This is a genomic window from Rhizobium sp. N731 (assembly GCF_001664145.1).
GTDB lineage: Bacteria > Pseudomonadota > Alphaproteobacteria > Rhizobiales > Rhizobiaceae > Rhizobium > Rhizobium esperanzae.
This window is the reverse complement of record NZ_CP013603.1, coordinates 1-16431: the sequence shown is the minus strand read 5'-3', so window position 1 is coordinate 16431 and position 16431 is coordinate 1. Positions and strand designations below refer to the sequence as shown.

20 protein-coding genes and 1 pseudogene are annotated in these 16431 nt (G+C 61.7%); 5 read left to right on the top strand and 16 right to left on the bottom strand.

The annotated features are described in order from the left end of the window. Positions 1 to 138: 138 nt before the first annotated feature. From tauA to AMK02_RS21790, 3 genes are read left to right on the top strand one after another with little or no spacing between them, the layout of a single operon-like run. Complete coding sequence (gene tauA, locus AMK02_RS21800; protein WP_064806691.1) at positions 139 to 1152, top strand: taurine ABC transporter substrate-binding protein; 1014 nt, start codon at positions 139 to 141, stop codon at positions 1150 to 1152. Positions 1153 to 1210: 58 nt separating this feature from the next. Beyond that, entirely contained in the window at positions 1211 to 1999 is a 789-nt protein-coding gene (locus tag AMK02_RS21795; protein ID WP_011427645.1) for a taurine ABC transporter ATP-binding protein, read from the top strand. After that, positions 1996 to 2850 carry an ABC transporter permease subunit gene (locus tag AMK02_RS21790; protein ID WP_064806689.1) on the top strand — a complete coding sequence of 285 codons (855 nt, stop codon included), beginning with the start codon at positions 1996 to 1998 and terminating at the stop codon, positions 2848 to 2850. Before AMK02_RS21795 ends, AMK02_RS21790 begins: the two co-directional genes overlap by 4 nt. A 58-nt stretch (positions 2851 to 2908) precedes the next feature. On the opposite strand, the gene AMK02_RS21785 is transcribed toward AMK02_RS21790, so the two are convergent. The 16 genes and pseudogenes from AMK02_RS21785 to AMK02_RS21715 all read right to left on the bottom strand — a co-directional run bounded on the left by AMK02_RS21785 (position 2909) and on the right by AMK02_RS21715 (position 15523). Continuing rightward, positions 2909 to 3679, bottom strand: coding sequence for a gamma-glutamylcyclotransferase (locus tag AMK02_RS21785; protein ID WP_016736938.1), 771 nt, complete (start codon positions 3677 to 3679; stop codon positions 2909 to 2911). Positions 3680 to 3682: 3 nt separating this feature from the next. Next, on the bottom strand, positions 3683 to 3991 hold the full coding sequence (locus AMK02_RS21780; protein WP_064806688.1) for a hypothetical protein: 309 nt from the start codon (positions 3989 to 3991) through the stop codon (positions 3683 to 3685). 11 nt (positions 3992 to 4002) lie between these two features. Continuing rightward, positions 4003 to 4584: an RBBP9/YdeN family alpha/beta hydrolase gene (locus AMK02_RS21775; RefSeq protein WP_064806686.1), complete on the bottom strand. Its 582-nt coding sequence runs from the start codon at positions 4582 to 4584 to the stop codon at positions 4003 to 4005. Beyond that, positions 4581 to 4733, bottom strand: coding sequence for a hypothetical protein (locus AMK02_RS31845; protein ID WP_016736942.1), 153 nt, complete (start codon positions 4731 to 4733; stop codon positions 4581 to 4583). The genes AMK02_RS21775 and AMK02_RS31845 overlap by 4 nt, the downstream gene beginning before the upstream one ends. Before the next feature lie 13 nt (positions 4734 to 4746). Further along, positions 4747 to 4911: a hypothetical protein gene (locus AMK02_RS31840; protein WP_016736943.1), complete on the bottom strand. Its 165-nt coding sequence runs from the start codon at positions 4909 to 4911 to the stop codon at positions 4747 to 4749. Between the two features lie 12 nt (positions 4912 to 4923). Then, a pseudogene (locus AMK02_RS21770) lies at positions 4924 to 5111 on the bottom strand (hypothetical protein). A gap of 34 nt (positions 5112 to 5145) precedes the next feature. Further along, complete coding sequence (msuE, locus tag AMK02_RS21765) at positions 5146 to 5706, bottom strand: FMN reductase (RefSeq protein WP_064806684.1); 561 nt, start codon at positions 5704 to 5706, stop codon at positions 5146 to 5148. 108 nt (positions 5707 to 5814) lie between these two features. Further along, a complete protein-coding gene (locus tag AMK02_RS21760) occupies positions 5815 to 6411 on the bottom strand; it encodes a 2-hydroxychromene-2-carboxylate isomerase (RefSeq protein ID WP_064806682.1) in 597 nt (198 codons plus the stop codon). Positions 6412 to 6475: 64 nt separating this feature from the next. After that, positions 6476 to 7510 carry an LLM class flavin-dependent oxidoreductase gene (locus AMK02_RS21755; RefSeq protein ID WP_064806680.1) on the bottom strand — a complete coding sequence of 345 codons (1035 nt, stop codon included), beginning with the start codon at positions 7508 to 7510 and terminating at the stop codon, positions 6476 to 6478. A 16-nt stretch (positions 7511 to 7526) separates the two neighbouring features. Then, positions 7527 to 8465 carry an ABC transporter substrate-binding protein gene (locus AMK02_RS21750; protein WP_064806679.1) on the bottom strand — a complete coding sequence of 313 codons (939 nt, stop codon included), beginning with the start codon at positions 8463 to 8465 and terminating at the stop codon, positions 7527 to 7529. 71 nt (positions 8466 to 8536) lie between these two features. Continuing rightward, the gene (locus AMK02_RS21745) at positions 8537 to 9481 is read right to left on the bottom strand and encodes an ABC transporter substrate-binding protein (protein WP_064806677.1); all 945 of its coding nucleotides are present in this window, start codon (positions 9479 to 9481) and stop codon (positions 8537 to 8539) included. A 92-nt stretch (positions 9482 to 9573) separates the two neighbouring features. Beyond that, the gene (locus AMK02_RS32535) at positions 9574 to 11343 is read right to left on the bottom strand and encodes an amino acid ABC transporter permease/ATP-binding protein (protein WP_082929705.1); all 1770 of its coding nucleotides are present in this window, start codon (positions 11341 to 11343) and stop codon (positions 9574 to 9576) included. A gap of 36 nt (positions 11344 to 11379) precedes the next feature. Further along, positions 11380 to 11931, bottom strand: coding sequence for a GNAT family N-acetyltransferase (locus tag AMK02_RS21730; RefSeq protein ID WP_082929711.1), 552 nt, complete (start codon positions 11929 to 11931; stop codon positions 11380 to 11382). A gap of 8 nt (positions 11932 to 11939) precedes the next feature. Further along, entirely contained in the window at positions 11940 to 13139 is a 1200-nt protein-coding gene (locus tag AMK02_RS21725; RefSeq protein WP_064806674.1) for a M20 aminoacylase family protein, read from the bottom strand. Between the two features lie 18 nt (positions 13140 to 13157). Next, positions 13158 to 14507, bottom strand: a complete 1350-nt coding sequence (locus tag AMK02_RS21720) for an LLM class flavin-dependent oxidoreductase (protein ID WP_064806672.1) — start codon at positions 14505 to 14507, stop codon at positions 13158 to 13160. A gap of 23 nt (positions 14508 to 14530) precedes the next feature. After that, positions 14531 to 15523 carry an LLM class flavin-dependent oxidoreductase gene (locus AMK02_RS21715; protein WP_064806669.1) on the bottom strand — a complete coding sequence of 331 codons (993 nt, stop codon included), beginning with the start codon at positions 15521 to 15523 and terminating at the stop codon, positions 14531 to 14533. A gap of 218 nt (positions 15524 to 15741) precedes the next feature. Between AMK02_RS21715 and AMK02_RS21710 the strand changes: the two genes are divergently transcribed. Further along, on the top strand, positions 15742 to 16023 hold the full coding sequence (locus AMK02_RS21710) for a type II toxin-antitoxin system Phd/YefM family antitoxin (RefSeq protein WP_004676161.1): 282 nt from the start codon (positions 15742 to 15744) through the stop codon (positions 16021 to 16023). Continuing rightward, the gene (locus AMK02_RS21705) at positions 16023 to 16346 is read left to right on the top strand and encodes a type II toxin-antitoxin system RelE/ParE family toxin (RefSeq protein WP_016736955.1); all 324 of its coding nucleotides are present in this window, start codon (positions 16023 to 16025) and stop codon (positions 16344 to 16346) included. Before AMK02_RS21710 ends, AMK02_RS21705 begins: the two co-directional genes overlap by 1 nt. Positions 16347 to 16431 lie beyond the last annotated feature (85 nt).

The window sequence follows — 16431 nt, the reverse complement described above, 5'->3', positions numbered from 1 at the left end:
CCGGCAGAATCACGGAAACAATTATCTCCATAGTCTATAAATATAGTTTGTTATTCCTCCCGCCAGCCCCTTATCAACCATTACCCTTTTGCAGGTGAGATCAAGGGGCCGGGTGGCCCTCGAACAAAGGGGCTCAAGATGAATTTCAGAAATTTGCTTGCCGCAATCGCCGTCGGCGTCGGCACTCTCGCAACGGCGATCGCCGCCGAGGCGGCGGACAAGAAGGTCGTCGTCGGCTATCAAACCGACGCCCTGCCGTCTTCCGTGGCAATCGCCAACGGCGAATTCGCCAAGGAAACGGGATACGATATCGACTTCCGCAGGTTCAATTCCGGCGCCGAGATCTTTGCAGCCATCGCCTCGGGCGACGTTCAGGTCGGCTATGTCGGCTCCAGTCCGTTTGCGGCTGCGGTATCGCGCGGGCTCGAGGTGAAGGCCTTCTACCTCGCCTCCATCTCGGGCATCGACGAGGCTCTCGTCGTCCGCAACGGCTCGGGCATCGAAAGCCTGAACGATCTGAAGGGCAAGAAGCTTGCCGCCGCGCCCGTTTCCACGGACCACTATCAGCTTCTGGCGCTGATCAAATCGCTTGGTCTAACGGAGAAAGACGTCCAGGTCTTCGCAATCCCCCAGCCTGAGATCGTTGCGAGCTATAATCGCGGCGATATTGACGGCGGTTTCGTCTGGGATCCGGCGCTCACCGAACTCAAGAAGAACGGCAAGGTTCTGGTGACCTCCAAGGATGTGGCGGACAAGGGCGCGCCGACATTCTCGGCCTGGGTTGCCACCTCGAAATTTGCCGGCGACAATCCGGAATTCCTGAAGGGTTTTGCCTCAGTCGTCACCAAATACTATGCGTCCTTCGCCTCGGACAAGGCCTCATGGGGTCCCGACAGCGACAACGCCAAGGCGCTCGCCAAGCTTCTCGGCGGAACGGCCGAGCAGCAGGCCTCGGCTCTGAAGAACCTGACGCTGCTCACTCCCGAGGTCCAGGCATCGGACGCCTGGCTCGGTGGCGGCGAAAAGGCGGGCGCCGGCAAGATCCTGAAGGACACGGCATCGTTCCTGAAGGAACAGGGCAAGGTGTCCGACGTGCTGGCAAATTACGGCGCCTTCGTCACCGCCGACGCACTTACCAGCGTCAGCAACTGATCCTCCCCGATGCCGGCGCGACCATCGTCGCGCCGGCATCGAACTTGCGAGTGGCACCATGCTTAAAGTCGATCACGCCAGCGTTTTCTTCGCAGCCCGGGACGGGCGGACCGTCCACGCGCTCGATCGCGTTTCCTTCGATATCCCCGAACGGGGTTTCGTCGTCGCGCTCGGCGCCTCGGGATGCGGCAAATCAACCCTTCTCAACGCGATCGCCGGTTTCCTTCCGTTGTCAGATGGCCGGATCACGCTCGATGGCCGCGCCGTCGAACGGCCGGGCGCCGATCGCGGGGTCGTGTTTCAGAAAGATGCGCTGCTGCCCTGGAAATCGGTGGCCGACAATGTCGCCCTTGGCCTGAAATTTGCCGGCGTCAACCGCAAGGAGCGGCAAACGCGCGCGCTCGAACTGCTCCGGCTGGTCGGTCTCGACGAATTTGCCAATGCCTTTCCCTACGAGCTGTCGGGCGGCATGCGCCAGCGGGTCGGCATCGCCCGGGCGCTTGCGACCAATCCTGATATCCTGCTGATGGACGAGCCTTTCGGCGCGCTCGACAGTCTGACCCGCGAGCAGATGCAGGAACTGCTGGTTTCGGTCTGGGACAAGACGGCGAAGAAGGTTTTCTTCATCACCCATTCGATCGAAGAGGCGCTGTTTCTCGGCACACAAGTCCTGGTTATGTCGCCTCGGCCAGGCCGCGTCGTGGCCCGCTTCGATCTCGATTTCATCAGACGCTTCGCGGAGACGGGCGATGCACGATCGATCAAGGCGTCGCCGCAATTTGCCGAGCTGCGCGAGGAGATCCGCGCCATTCTCCACAGCAGCGAAGATTTGAGGAGCGCCGCATGAGCGATGTAATACAGGCCTCGCCGGCTGCGGCCCACGTCCAGGATCATCAGGTCAAGCTGGTGAAAATGGCCGGCTTCGGCGCCGGCGAGAGATCAACGGTCGCCATCAGTGTTGCCACCGCGCTGGCAATCCTGCTGCTGTGGTGGCTCGTCGCTGCCCTTGGCATCGTCCCGCACCTTTTCCTGCCGCGTCCCGATGAGGTGCTGACGCAGATCGGCGTCATCTATCGCGATGGTTACGCCGGTGCATCGCTTTCTGAACACGTCGCTGCAAGTCTCTTCCGCATCGTTGTCGCGGCTCTCATCGCCATCTCCGCCGGCATTCCGCTAGGATTGCTCATGGGCCTGAACCGCTGGGCCAAAGGTGTGCTCGATGCGCCGATCGAGTTCTACTGGCCGCTTCCGCCGCTCTCTTACCTGCCGCTGATGATCATCTGGCTCGGCATTGGCGAGACGTCGAAAATCACGCTGCTGGTGCTGGCGATGTTTGCGCCGATCTGCCTTTCAGCCCAGGCCGGCGTTCGTTCGCTGCCGATCGAGCGCGTCAATGCCGCCCGTTCGCTGGGTGCCAACCGGCTGCAGCTCTTCATCGACATCGTCCTGCCGTCGGCCCTGCCCGAAATCCTCACCGGCATCCGGATTGCGCTCGGCGTCGGCTGGAGCACGCTGGTCGCGGCCGAATTGATCGCCTCGACGCGCGGGATCGGTTTCATGATCATGTCGGCGTCGCAATTCCTGGCAACCGACGTCGTCTTTGTCGGCATCGCCATCATCGCGGCCTGCGCCTTCACCTTCTCGGCCGCCATCCGTTTCCTGGAGACCTACCTTGTGCCCTGGAAGGGCAAGCTCTGAGGGAATGCAAGCAATCCAAAACGTCAAAGCGCCGTGGGTCTGAAAGGACGCGCGGCGCTTAACGGCTTGGCGCAACCTCGTTCAGGCCATGGATCGACAGGAGTTCGGCTGCGACGAGCTCCTGGAGGCGCCATAAATTGCGATCGCGAATGCCGCGTTCTTCCAGATGCTTCACCGTCAGATAGAGGTATTCGGCGCAGGAGCCCACATGTCCGCAGGCCCTGGCAAGCACGCGCGCCACCGTCTCCAACGGCAATCTGCGGGAAACGCGCTCGCCTTTCGGGCCGGCCCAAAAGACCAGCGCGCGCACGAAGCCATGTGCGGTCTCGACAGGAATCCAGCGAACCGTCGCCGCATCTTCGATCGTGCCGACCTCACGGCGGATCAAGCGTCGAATCTGGCCGAGGCGATCGTCATCGGCAAGCCTGAAGAGGACGCCATTGCAGCGTCCGCCGCGATCAAGCGCCATCATGAGGCCAGGCTGCGCCCGGCTTCCCCGCCAACGTGTCATCTTCAGGCAGAAGGACCGATGCCAACCCCTGGCTGCGCCGCGCTGCCACTCGACGGCATCGAAGTCCGGCTTCCATATCAATGATCCATAGGCGAAGACCCAGAGCGGCGCGCCGGCGGATTCCTGGAGCAGCCGCCTGGCGAACATCTCCACCTCCAACTCGGTCAGCGGTGTCCGGTGCGGCTCGGGGCCGGGATCGAGCTCGGGGCGAAGGCTGAGCGACACGAGCTCGCCCGTGAGAGCCATACTAGTTGCACTGAGCATCCGAACCTCGCTTCGCCGGATTATCACCTGCCTATGCTCGGCGATATCGGTCACGTTTCAATGCACCGTAAATCTGGCCGCATCGGCCTGGCGCCGCTGCAGGCTGCGGATCAGCATCGCGGCCTCCCTGACGATCGCCGCAAATGTCGTATCGTCGGCCTCCGCGATCCTGCCCGTCATGTCGCGGATGATCGTCGTCAAATGCATGATCGAATGGCGATGTTGCGCCTCGTCAGGCCCGATTTCGGCGTCGGCCATGGCAAGCAGCGTCTTCACCAGGCGCTCCATGGTTTGCCGGCGCCGGCTCCTGGGGTCGGCATTCGGATCTTCGCTGAGGCGCAGGAGATCGTCGATGATATCGGACATTCCGCTTCCATTCACATCGCAAAAGCCGGTCGTGCGAAAACGCTGCGCCTTCGATCGCCGGTGCGCATCTTCAAGGCATCCAGCAGCCGGTAGCCGGTTCGCCAGCGGCCAAAACCACTTGCGATATTGATATGGCCGGCAAGGCCGATATTCCTGGTCTCCGCCTTCCACAGTCGGCCAAAAAAGGTCAGCCGATCGACCGTCATGTAGGCGTCGTTCATGCTGCCGATGACGATGCTCGGAAATGGCAGAGGCGCCGTCGGCATGCCGCCGAACGCGATATGCTCGGGATGGAGTATTTCCGTGGCCGGCAGATCGCAGGGAGCAACGAGCAATGCTCCCTTCACGCGCCGGGCAGCGCTTCGCCCGGCCAGCCGAGCGGCGAGCAGGCATCCGAGACTATGGGCGACCAGATAGGCTTCGCCAGCCTCTTCAAGCGCTTCTTCCAGTCGCGGCAACCAGCTGTCGAGGCTGGGATGATCCCAATCGTCCTGAGCGACAAAACGGCTACCCGGCTGATCCTGCAGCCAGTGCTGTTGCCAATGCCCCTCTCCGGAGCCGAACAATCCGGGGAGAATGAGGACTTCGCTCATCTGATCAGTCCGATCACCAAGGCGAAGAGGAAGGTGAAGGAACCGGCGACCGTGCAGATCCCGGCCGCATGCCTGAACTGCGACATGAGGCTTCCCGTTGCTCTTCTGGTGTCGTGCCGACGGTCGCCGGTCTCAACAGCAATCGCCATCCCGCCGCCCTCCTCAATACCAAAGTCCCGGCATGGCGCCCCAATAGTGAAGTTCGTATTCGCGCGCCGACCGTTCCTGCTCCTCGTCGCGGGTGACCGCTGCGTTTGCAGGCTTTCGCAGCTGGCGCCGGAAGCGGGCGATCGCAACCTTCAGCCAGAAATGGAAATCGAGCTTCATGCGAACCTCCTGTCAGGAACTCGTCGGTTGGGGAATCAACGAATGACGTTGCGCATTGGCGAGAAGATCGCGCAGCGATGCAGTCGGCCGTAGAGCATCAGCAGGCGGTTCTCCTCGCGCTTGGCCAGCCGATATCGACGAGCAAATTCAAAGACGCTCCAGATTTGCTCGCTTGATCCCTGCGGGCCTGCATCATCCATCGCTGCCTCCTTAGAACGAAGTTCGTGACGCGCCTTATTCGGCCGCCGCTACTGCCGGTCTTGCCTCTGGAAAGAAGGCTGACAATTCGCCGACCACTTCACCGATGCGGTTCGAAAGCGCATCGGATGAGACCGCGTAATCCGCAAAATCACGGTCGGACGCATAGACGGCCGTCGGCAGCGTATGGGCCATGAAGAAACCGAACAGCGGCCGAAGCTGATGCTCGACCATCAAGGCATGCCGGTCGCCGCCGCCGGTCGCCGTGATGATGATCGGCTTCGCGCGGAGCTCCTGCGGATCGATCAGATCGATGAGGTGCTTGAAAAGGCCGGGATAGGAGCCCTTGTAAGTCGGCGAACCGATAATCAGCACATCGGCCCTTACGATCTCGTCGACGACACGCCTGGCCTGCTCGTCGAGGTCCTTGCGCCACAAGGCGCGACCCAGCGACGGACCGAGATCGTGCAGATCATAATTTTTGCTCGAAAAGCCGTATCTGATGCTGGCGCGTTCGGCGACATGCCGGACAAGCGCCAGTGTCTTCGATGGGCGGTTGAAGCTGCCGGCAATGCCGACGAGTTTGAAACCTGACATGGTTTTTCCTCTCTGTGGTTGCTTCAAATATTGTCTATAAAATTACTGGATTAAAGGAATGTGCGTCTCTCCTTTGCCGCTCCATTAAAAAAACATTCGTCTTGAAGTTTACGGTTTGTCGCCGCGGAGGTGGCGTTCGAGGAAGGGCAGATTGTCCTGGCCCCAATAGAGCTCGCCGTCATAGACATAGCTGGGAAAACCAAAGACGCCGCTGTCGCGCGCGTGCACGCGGTCTGCCGACCATTTGTTCTGGACGTCGTCATCGGCTTGCCGCCGGAGAAGTGCTGCGCCATCGAAACCGGCTGCTGTCACGATCGCCTCGCGCACATCAGCCTTGCCGATATCCCTCGCCTCGCTCCAGAAAGCATGCTGCAGGGCCCTGCTAACGCCAATCCAATCCTGCCCGTCGAGATAGGCGGCGATCACGAAGAGGGAGGCGGGCGTCGGATCGCCAAGTTCCGGCCGATGTTCTAGCCGCAATTCCTTGCCCCGCACGCGCGCCCAGCGTTTGAGGTCGCGCGTCCAATAAGCGCGGCGGATCTCCGGGCGGTTGCGGGAGAAGATGCCACCATTCTCCTCGACGACAGTCGTCAGATAGGGCGTGACGACGACATCGTTCTTCGCCGCCAGTTCGGTAAAGGCGTCGAAGCCGATATGGGACCAGGGCGAGCCGATCGAAAAGAAATATTCCACCGATTTGGTCACTGACGAATGCTCCTGCTGAGATGATTGTTTGATGGCGAATGGGACGTTGTCTGCCGACGGCCAATCAGGAAGCGGCCCGAATTCCCGGCTGCGCTTTCCATCCGAGCTCCGGGGCGATTCTGGTGGCGAAGTCGTGGAGGATCTGGCGATATTCCTCGTGCTCGAACTCGTAAGGGAGCTCCAGCCGCAACTCGCTGACCTCGGGCAGGATCGGATCGGCGAAAAGCCGCTCCAATATTTCCTCCGATGTGCCGACGATATCGCGGGCGAACAAGGTGCGCCGCTCGCCCTGTGGCGAAAGCGTCCGCTGATGCCGGCCGTCGGCATAATCGCGGTAGCGGCGGCGCGTTGGCGCATCGGCGCTGTCGAAAGGCACGATGACGCGGCCGAGCGCGACGCGGCGCTGCGTTCCTGAGTCGCGATAGGTTTCAATCAGCCTGGATTGGGCAACAAAGAAATCGTCGGTCCCCTCGCCCGTTATCACATTGCCCGTCAGCAGGTTGAAGCCGTTGCGGCCAGCCCAGCCGGCCGAGCGCTGCGATCCGCCGCCATACCAGATCCGGTCAATCAGACCTTTGGCATAGGGCTGCAGGCGCGGCCGCTGCGGGCCGAAGGGTGTCTTGATGAAGGTCGCGTCGTCGCCGAGATAGGCACCGCGCAGATTGTCGGCAAATCGCAGCACGCGATCATGCGAGAAATCGTAACGCGTCCAGTCGCCGTCGAAGGCGAGCGGACCGATCAGCTCGGCATGCAGCGGCCGGCCGGCGCTGACGCCGATATTCAGCCGCCCGCGCGAGAGAACATCGACCGTCGCAAGGTCCTCGGCCAGCCGATACGGGCTTTCATAACCGATCGGAATGACTGCCGTTCCGAGCTCGATCCGACTGGTGCGCTGGGTTGCCGCCGCCAGAAAGGCGCTGGCGGACGAGATCCCCGGCTCCAGGTGACGCTGGCGGACCCAGGCGCTGTCGAAGCCAAGCGCCTCGCCATAGTGCAGTTGCTGGAGCGTCTGCTCCAATCCCGACAAGGGATCATCATCGGAATAGTTGCCGGGCGTGAGGAAGCCGATATGGCTGATGGATATATTGCCGCCGCTCATGACCTGCTTCCCGCAATCAATATTTCGGCAGGCCGGGCGGATTGGTCTCGGATGCCGGGAGAGCTTCCTCGGAAAGATGCCAATGAGCGAGAATCCTCGCATAGGTGCCATCCTTGATCAGGCCATTGGTGGCGATAGTCAGCGCATCGGCGAGCCCGCTTCCCTTGCGGGTGGCGATGGCGACGTCCGATCGATCCGGCCAGCCGGCGCTCAGCGTGCCCACCCGCTTGATGTTCTTGTCACGCGCCGCGATGAAGACGAGCTGCGCGTGCGGCTGGACGATGACATCGGCCCGACCGGAACGCAGCGCGAGAAGGCTTGCCGCCTCGTCGTCGTAATATTGCAGCTCGATCGGCTTCAGGCCCGCGGCAACATCCTCTTCGCTCCACTTGACCAGGATGCGCTCCTGGTTGGTGCCGGCTCCGACGATGATTCTGAGGCCCGCCGCATCCTTCGGCTCCTTGATCGAGGTGATCGGGCTATCAGCTTTCACGAAGACACCGTGCAGCCCCTGACGATAGGTGGAGAAATCGAACTTCTCCTTGCGCTGCTCGGTCACGCCGACATTGGAGATGACGGCATCATATTTGCCCGATGTGAGGCCGAGCGGCCAGTCGATCCAGGCGACCGGCACGATCTCCAGCGTCAGGCCGAGGCTGTCGGCGATGGCATAGGCGTAATCGGGATCCGCGCCGACCACGGTCTTGGCATCGGTGGCGTAAGTGGCAAGCGGCGGGCCGCCGGGACTGACAGCGATGGTGAACTTACCTGGCGTGACGAACTTGAAATCCTTGGGGATTGCAGTGATCGCCGCATTGTTCCTGGCTGCATGAAGCCTGCCCGGCTGCTGCGGGCTCAGGTCGAAATCATCGGCCGCATGGGCTGCACTGAGGCCAGTCAAGGCTGCTGTCAGCGCCGCGAAGAAAAAGCTGCGGATATCAAGAAAACTCGCCACGTTCGATATGTCTCCGTTTGCAGTGAAAGGCAGGGACGGGCCGGCTCGAATGGCCGCCCGTCCTATAAACATTACGAACCGCTCTTCGGCAGGCCGGGCGGGTTGGTCTGGGCCTTATCGATCGCCTCGGGACCGAGATTCCAGGCGTCGAGGATCTTCTTGTAGGCGCCGCTGGCAATCAGGTCGTTGACGGCATTGGTGACGGGCGCCGCCAGGCCGCTGCCCTTGCGCGTGGTGACGGCGATCTCGGCCGTGATCGGCCAGCCGCCGCTGACGGTGCCGACGAGTTTGGTCTTGCCGTTGATGCCCGCCGCATAGGCCTGGGTGGCGTTGACGCTGAAGACCGCATCGGCCCTGCCGGACTGCACGGCGAGGTCCTTCACCGCATCGTCGTCGTAATACTGCACCTCGATCGGCTTGAGGCCGGCCGCAACATTCCGCCGGTCCCATTCCAGCAGGATCTTCTCCTGATTGGTGCCGGCATCGGTGATGACCTTCAGGCCGGCAATATCCTTTGGCTCCTTGATCGACGTGATCGGGTTGTCGGCCCTGACGTAGAAACCGAGCTCATCCTTGCGGTAGGTCGAGAAATCGAACTTTTCCTTGCGCTCTTCCGTGACAGTCACGTTCGAGATCACCGCGTCGAACTTGCCGGAGGTGAGCCCCAGCGGCCAATCGGCCCAGGCGACGGAAACGAGATTGAGCTTCAGGCCCAGGCTGTCGGCAATCGCCTCCGCCAGATCGACGTCATAACCGATGACCGTCTTGGAATCGGAGGCATAGTCGTGCAGCGGCAGATTGCCGCTCGAGCTGATGCCGACGGTGAAAACACCGTTCTCGACGAACTTGAAGTCCTTGATTTCAGCGATGCGCGTCTCGTTCTTTTCCACCCGCAGCCGGTTCGGCTGTTCGGGGCTGAGATCGAACTTCTGCTGCGCCTGAGCGGAACCGAAACCGATTGCACCAATGGCGACGGCTCCCGCTATCAGAAGCCTTACTCTATCTGTAAATGCCATGCCCCTTCTCCATTTCATCTTAAGGTTGTGGTTATTGTCATTTGACCGGAGCAGCCCGTCGCGGCCCGGCATTTCGCCAGCGCTGTCAGGCGCTAGAGAACCTTGGCGAGGAATTCGCGTGTTCGCGGGTGCTCTGCTTGCGTGAAAATCCGTGCCGGCGGACCGGCCTCGAGAATGCGGCCGCTTTCCATGAAGACGACGGTGTCGGCGACTTCGCGGGCAAAACCGATTTCATGGGTGACGATGACGAGCGTCGTTCCCGTGCGGGCGAGCTCCTTGATGACGTCTAGCACCTCGCCGACGAGTTCCGGATCGAGTGCGGAGGTCGGCTCATCGAAGAGCAGCACCTTGGGGCGGAGCGCCAGCGCCCGGGCGATCGCGACACGCTGCTGCTGGCCGCCGGAGAGCTGACGCGGATAGGCATTGATCTTGTCGCTGAGACCGACGCGTGCCAGCAGTTCCTGCGCCAGCTGCACGGCTTCCTCACGGCCGACGCCGCGAACCTCGATCGGCGCCTCGATCAAGTTTTCGAGCACGGTCAGATGCGGAAAGAGATTGAAGCTCTGGAAGACCATGCCGATATCGGCGCGGCGTTTGAGGATCTCGTTTTCCTTGAGCTCGTAGAGTGTATTGCCCTTTCTGCTATAGCCGACGAAATCGCCATCAATGGAGATGAAGCCGTCGTCGACACGCTCCAGGTGATTGATTGACCGCAGCAGCGTCGACTTCCCCGAACCGGAGGGGCCAAGAATGGCGGTCACGCTGCCGGCCGGCAGGTTGAGCTCGACATCGTCGAGCACCTTCAGCGAGCCGAAGCTTTTCGAGATGCCGTGGATGCTCACCGCACCGCCTGCCCGCAGAGCCGTCGCATCATGGAAACCCTGCTTGCGCACTTTGTCGGTCGCGCCATCGAGAACCGGCCGGCGGAAGCGTCCGAAAAATGCTTGAAAAGGCAGCGGTGTCGGATTGCGCACGGCGCCCTTGGAGAAGTAGCGCTCGATATAGTGCTGGGCGACCGACAGCACGGTCATAATGATCAGATACCAGACGGTCGCGACCATCAGCAGCGGAATGACTTCGAGATTGCGGCGGTAGATCACTTGGACGGTGTAGAACAGCTCCGGCAGCGCCAGCACATAGACGACGGACGTGCTTTTCGCCAATCCGATGAGCTCGTTGAAACCGGTCGGCAGGATAGAGCGCATCGCCTGCGGCAGCACGATGCGGAAGGCCTGGCGGCGGCGCGGCAGACCGAGCGCGGCGGCCGCCTCCAGCTGTCCATGATCGACGGAAAGAATGCCGCCGCGGACGATCTCGGCGAAGAAGGCCGATTGGTTGAGCGTGAGGCCGAGATAGGCAGCGGCGAAAGGCGTCAGCAACTGCACGGTGGGATAGTCGAACAAGACCGTGTCGGTGAACGGGACGCCGATCCTGATCGTTTCATAGAGATAGCCGAGATTGTTCAATATCAGCAGCAGCACGATTATCGGGATCGAGCGCAGCAGCCAGATATAGCCCCAGGAAAGACCCGATAGCAGCGGCGACCTGGAGACGCGGGCGAGCGCCAGCGCTGTTCCGAGGATGGAGCCCGATATGGCGGCAAGCGCGGTCAGCAGCAATGTCCGGCCGAGGCCGACGAGCACCGGTTCGGCGAAGAACCATTCGGCAAAGACGCCCCAACCCCAGCGCGGGTTGGTGAAGGTGGAATAGAGCGCGGCGACGATGACGACGGCCGCGAATATCGTGCCTGCCAGCCGCTCGGGATGACGCGCCGGCACGATGCGGTAATGGGAATAGTCCTGTTTTCGCTCTGCCGTTCTGCTGCCGGGCTCAATGCCCGCGAAATCCGTCGTCAGTGCCATTCTTGCTTCCCTTTTATGATTATCGTCGTGTCGCTTTCAAAGATTTGCGCCGGCCACGCGCAAGCGCGGTCCGGCCGCCTCGGTTCCGAAGACCAGCGGAACGAGATGGCTGATGTCCTTCTCGAAGGGCAGGCTCTTATAGATCTCGGGATCGGCTGACGTGTCGAAAAGAGCGGTGTAGCCGTAGTTCAGATAGAGGCCGACGGCCTCGGGCTGGCGGAAACCGGTCGTCAGATAGATCCTCGTATAACCTTGACGGGCCGCCTGAGCTTCAAGCTCCACCAGCACCTTGCGGGCAAGGCCCTGGCGGCGCAGATCCACTCGTGTCCAGATGCGTTTGAACTCGGCCGTGCGATCGTCGTAACGCTTGAAGGCGCCGCCGCCGATGGTTTCGCCATTGCGGATCAGCAGGAGGAAATTGCCGTGAGGCGGCGCGAAAGCTTCAGGGGGATAGCGGTTCAATTCGGCTGCAGCGCCTTCGGCATTGAAATAGGTGCCGTAGCGGCTGTCATATTCGTGGATCAGCTCATCGATCAACGGCTTGGCGCGGGGATCGAGGGGGCTCGTATAGAGAAACGTGTCGCTCATATCGTTCGTCACCCGTTGTCTTCAGTGAGGAATGTTTCCGCGAGCCGGACCCAGTAGCGGGCGGCGGGCGCGATGATCGCGTCGTTGAAATCGTAATGGGCGCTGTGGAGAGGCGCGCTGTCGCCATTGCCCACGAAGAGGTAGCTGCCGGGATTGGCCTGCAGCATGAAGGCGAAATCCTCGCTTGCGGTTCTCGGGCGGAAATCCTTCTCGATCGCCGCGAGACCGAGCGCGTCGTAAGCGACATCGCGGGCAAATGCCGTTTCCTTGGCGTGGTTGACCAGCGCCGGAAAACCGAGGCGATAATTCACATCCGCCTCGGCGCCGAAGCTTTCGGCCTGGGCGCGGGCAAGGGCCGGAATGCGCTCTTGCAGCAGCCGGCGAACCTCCTCGCTGAAGGCCCGCATGGTGAGTTTCATCTCCACGCTCTCGGGGATGACATTCGAGGCGGAGCCGGCATGGATCGAGCCGACGGTGGCGACCGCCATATCCTGTGGATCGACATTGCGGGAGACGACGCTCTGCAATGCGGTGATGAAGCAAGCCGAAGCCAGCACCGGATCGACGGCGCGGTGCGGCTCGGCGCCGTGGCCGCCCTTACCAACGATCCTGATGGAGGCCTGGTCGACAGACGCCATGGCCGGACCGGTGACGAAGCCGAACTGGCCCGCCGGCACGCCCGGCCAGTTGTGCAGGCCGAAGACTGCATCGACGGGAAAGCGCTCGAATAGACCTTCCGAGATCATCTTGCGCGCGCCGGCGCCGATTTCCTCGGCGGGCTGGAAGATCAGCCTGAGCGTGCCGCTGAAATTGCCGCTTTCGGCGAGATAGCGGGCGGCGGCAAGCAGGATCGCGGTATGCCCGTCATGGCCGCAGGCATGCATGACGCCGGGATTGCTGCTGGCATAGGCAAGGTCGGTCGCCTCCTCGATCGGCAGCGCGTCCATATCCGCCCGGATGCCGATGCACTTCCCGCCCTCGCCGCGCTTGAGGGTGGCGACGATGCCGGTGCCGGCAATGCCCGTCGCCACCTCATAGCCCCAGGAGGAAAGGCGGGACGCCACCAGCTTGCTGGTCCTGAGTTCCTGGAAGGCCAGCTCAGGATATTGGTGCAGGTCGCGGCGAAGCGCGATGATCTCATCGAGATAGGCGGCGATGCCCTTCTCGATCGGATCGTTGCTGCGCGGGTTCTGAGCGATGGTGTCCATGGCGGTTCGCTCGGCGCCTCAGGCGCCGACAGCCCTTCCCTGCTCGACCTGATCGGCGCCGGCCGCATGCCGGCTTTCCCGGAAGGGAAGGCCCAGATGATCGCGCAGCGTCTCGCCCTTGAGGACCGGATCGAAATAGCCGCGCGCGGTCAGGATCGGCAGGACGTGCTCGGCGAAGTCGTCGAAGCCTTCGGCGATGACGGGGAAGCCGAGAATGAAGCCATCGGCGGCGCCATGATCAACCCAGCGGATGATCTCGTCGGCAATATGCTCCGCCGTGCCGATGAAGGCGGTGCGCGGCGTCGCGGAATCGAGCGCGACCTGGCGAAGTGTCAGCCCCTTCTCGCGCGCCGTCCTCTTGATGCGGTCGGTGGTGGCGCGGAAATTGTTCCTGCCGATATCGCCAATGTCAGGGAAAGGCGCATCGAGCGGGTAGACGCCGAAATCATGATGATCGAAGAAGCGGCCGAGATAGAGGAGCGCCTCCTCGATCGTGACGAGATTGCGGATCGCCTGATACTTGGCTTCCGCTTCCTCAGCCGTTTTGCCGACGATCGGGCCGATGCCCGGATAAACGCCGACTTCCGCGGCTGGCCGCCCGTGAGCAATGACGCTATCCTTGAGCTGACGATAGAAGCCTCGCGCCTCTTCGAACGGCCCGCCATTGGTGAAGACGGCGTCGGCATGCTTGCCGGCAAGCCTGATGCCGGAGTCCGAAGCGCCCGCCTGGAAGACCACCGGCTGACCCTGCCTCGATCGGCCGATATTGAGCGGTCCCTCGATACGGAAGAAGCGGCCTTCATGGTTGAGGCGATGCATCTTCGCTTTGTCGACAAAAACGCCGGTCTCGCGATTGCGCACGAAAGCGTCATCGTCCCAGGAATCCCAGAGACCCTTGATTGCGTCGATATAATCCTCAGCAATCTCGTAGCGCAGCTCGTGCTCGGGATGTTCACGGCTGTAATTTCGCCCCGAACCCTCGAGCGGCGAGGTCACCGCATTCCACCCTGCCCTGCCGCCGCTGATGAGATCGATCGTGGCAAACTGGCGGGCAATGGTGAAAGGATCGCTGTAGGAAGTCGAGACCGTGCCGACGAGGCCGATCTTCGAGGTTGAAGCCGCCAGCGCCGAGAGAATGGCGATCGGCTCGAACCGGTTGAGGAAATGCGGGATCGACTGCTCGTTGATATAAAGCCCGTCCGCGACAAAGGCGAAAGCGATGCCGGCCGCCTCCGCCTTGCGCGCCGTCGTCACGAAGAAATCGAAATTGACGCTGGCATCGGCCGGTCCGCTCGGATGTTTCCAGGCATTCATATGGCCGCCGGGACCTTGCAGCATGATGCCGAATGTGACGTGTTTCTGAGCCATGGGATCGATCCTCCTTGGAAAGGTCAGGCGACGAGGGAAAGGCGCTCGGCGGCGAGCAGCTCGATGGAGGCAAGCCGGTCGGCGGTTGAAAGCGCCGGCGTGTCCAGCACGAATTCCTTGACGCCGTAGCGGCGGTGGAGCTCGTCCAGTTCCTTGCGGATCTGCTTTGCCATGCCGTGCAGCACGCTCGGCACCTTCTCCTCGATGCGGTAATCGGTGACGCCGGCCTGCCGGGCAAATTCGGCTGCCTGCTCTTCGCTGCCGACATTGACGGTCTGACCGTTCGGCAGGAACACCTTGACGATCCTGAGCTTACCGACACGCTCGCGGGCATATTCCTCGCTTTCGGCAGCGAAGGCCGCGAGCGCCAGGATGGGACGCTTGCCGCCCGAGGCCCGTTCATAGGCTTCAAAGGTCTTGCTCAGATTGTCGGGATCGCCATTCAGATGGCCGGCGAAGACGAGCTCCCACCCCTTCTCGGCCGCGAGTTCGGCGCTCTCGACGCTGGCGCCGAGCAAGAAACGCTCCGGAGCCGTCGGCGGGAAAGGAGTCGCCTGGGCACCGTCGTAATTAGGATCGGCCGCGAGATAGGTGTTGAGATCGGAAAGCTGGCTCGCAAAATCCGGCTTCCTCACCGGATCGACGGCAAGTTGCAAGGCGCGCGTCGACAGCGGAAAGCCGCCCGGCGCCTTGCCGACGCCGAGGTCGACGCGGCCAGGCGCAAGCGATGCCAGGAGATTGAAGGTCTCGGCAACCTTGTAGGCGCTGTAGTGCTGCAGCATGACGCCGCCGGAGCCGACCCGGATCCTCGATGTCTTGGCGAGAAGATAGGCTATCAGCGCCTCCGGCGCGGAACTCGCCAGGTTGGACATGTTATGATGTTCGGCGACCCAGAAACGGTGATAACCGAGTTCCTCGGCCCGGGCGGCAATCTTTACCGTCGCCCGCAACGCGTCGGCGGCGGAGAGGCCCTGTTCGATCGGGCTTTTGTCGAGAAGGCTGAGGAGGTAGGTCATGGCGCCACGATCCGCTCAGTGGTTGCAATATTTAATCTATAAAATCAGTAGACAAATATCATGATAAGAAATGACATTCTCTTTCGCGGACAATGAGAGGAAAAAAGCAGCCGCAGCTGCGACGGAAATTCAGATGCCGGGAATGCGGGCGCGCATGCGCATGGATCTTTCAATCGACCATTTAATGATCTATATTCTGGTCAACATGGAGTAGCCGCATGAAGCTGTCAGAACAGGTCAAGCCGATCAGCTATCTCAAGGCACACGCGCCCGAGATCATCCGGACGCTGAAGGACAATCCGCAGCCCGTCGTCATTACCCTTCACGGCGAGGCAAAGGCGATCCTTCAGGATGTCGGCCAATATGAAGAAACGCAGGAAACGCTGGCGCTGCTGAAGGTGCTGGCGCTCACCAATCGACAGGTCGAGGAAGGCAAGCTGCGTCCTGCATCGGAATCCTTCGCGCGCATCCGCAAACGTCTGGCCGACGACCAGTCCTGATGCGTTATCGTGTTCTTCTTGCCGAGGACGCGGAACGCGACGTCGAGGATCTCTATCGTTTCATTGCCGCCCGCGACGGCGCCGAGACGGCAGAGCGCATCCTGACGGAAATCGAAAGCGCCTGCGCCGATCTCGAAGAATTCCCGGCCCGCGGAAACATTCCAAAAGAACTGGCCAGCATCGGTATCTCCGAATACCGCGAACTGCACCATAAGCCCTGGCGCATGATCTACCGTATCATCGGCACCGACGTCGTCGTCTACTGCGTGGCGGACGGCCGTCGCGACATGCAGGCCTTCCTGGAACGACGGCTGATCCGCTAAAGCGCGTCGCGATCTTTCAGATTCGCTCCCTACGCTTTAGCTCTTTGTTTTTACGCATGTCGTTGCCGCAAAACCGCTGCACACT

Excerpts from the sequence above, each read along its gene's own strand:
- AMK02_RS31840 (WP_016736943.1), bottom strand. The coding sequence starts at position 4,911 with ATGAAGCTCGATTTCCATTTCTGGCTGAAGGTTGCGATCGCCCGCTTC.
- AMK02_RS21720 (WP_064806672.1), bottom strand. The coding sequence starts at position 14,507 with ATGGCTCAGAAACACGTCACATTCGGCATCATGCTGCAAGGTCCCGGC.
- AMK02_RS21705 (WP_016736955.1), top strand. The coding sequence starts at position 16,023 with ATGCGTTATCGTGTTCTTCTTGCCGAGGACGCGGAACGCGACGTCGAG.
- tauA (WP_064806691.1), top strand. The coding sequence starts at position 139 with ATGAATTTCAGAAATTTGCTTGCCGCAATCGCCGTCGGCGTCGGCACT.
- AMK02_RS32535 (WP_082929705.1), bottom strand. The coding sequence starts at position 11,343 with ATGGCACTGACGACGGATTTCGCGGGCATTGAGCCCGGCAGCAGAACG.
- AMK02_RS21745 (WP_064806677.1), bottom strand. The coding sequence starts at position 9,481 with ATGGCATTTACAGATAGAGTAAGGCTTCTGATAGCGGGAGCCGTCGCC.
- AMK02_RS21755 (WP_064806680.1), bottom strand. The coding sequence starts at position 7,510 with ATGAGCGGCGGCAATATATCCATCAGCCATATCGGCTTCCTCACGCCC.
- msuE (WP_064806684.1), bottom strand. The coding sequence starts at position 5,706 with ATGTCAGGTTTCAAACTCGTCGGCATTGCCGGCAGCTTCAACCGCCCA.
- AMK02_RS21730 (WP_082929711.1), bottom strand. The coding sequence starts at position 11,931 with ATGAGCGACACGTTTCTCTATACGAGCCCCCTCGATCCCCGCGCCAAG.
- AMK02_RS21790 (WP_064806689.1), top strand. The coding sequence starts at position 1,996 with ATGAGCGATGTAATACAGGCCTCGCCGGCTGCGGCCCACGTCCAGGAT.
- AMK02_RS21795 (WP_011427645.1), top strand. The coding sequence starts at position 1,211 with ATGCTTAAAGTCGATCACGCCAGCGTTTTCTTCGCAGCCCGGGACGGG.
- AMK02_RS31845 (WP_016736942.1), bottom strand. The coding sequence starts at position 4,733 with ATGGCGATTGCTGTTGAGACCGGCGACCGTCGGCACGACACCAGAAGA.
- AMK02_RS21775 (WP_064806686.1), bottom strand. The coding sequence starts at position 4,584 with ATGAGCGAAGTCCTCATTCTCCCCGGATTGTTCGGCTCCGGAGAGGGG.
- AMK02_RS21710 (WP_004676161.1), top strand. The coding sequence starts at position 15,742 with ATGAAGCTGTCAGAACAGGTCAAGCCGATCAGCTATCTCAAGGCACAC.
- AMK02_RS21725 (WP_064806674.1), bottom strand. The coding sequence starts at position 13,139 with ATGGACACCATCGCTCAGAACCCGCGCAGCAACGATCCGATCGAGAAG.
- AMK02_RS21715 (WP_064806669.1), bottom strand. The coding sequence starts at position 15,523 with ATGACCTACCTCCTCAGCCTTCTCGACAAAAGCCCGATCGAACAGGGC.
- AMK02_RS21780 (WP_064806688.1), bottom strand. The coding sequence starts at position 3,991 with ATGTCCGATATCATCGACGATCTCCTGCGCCTCAGCGAAGATCCGAAT.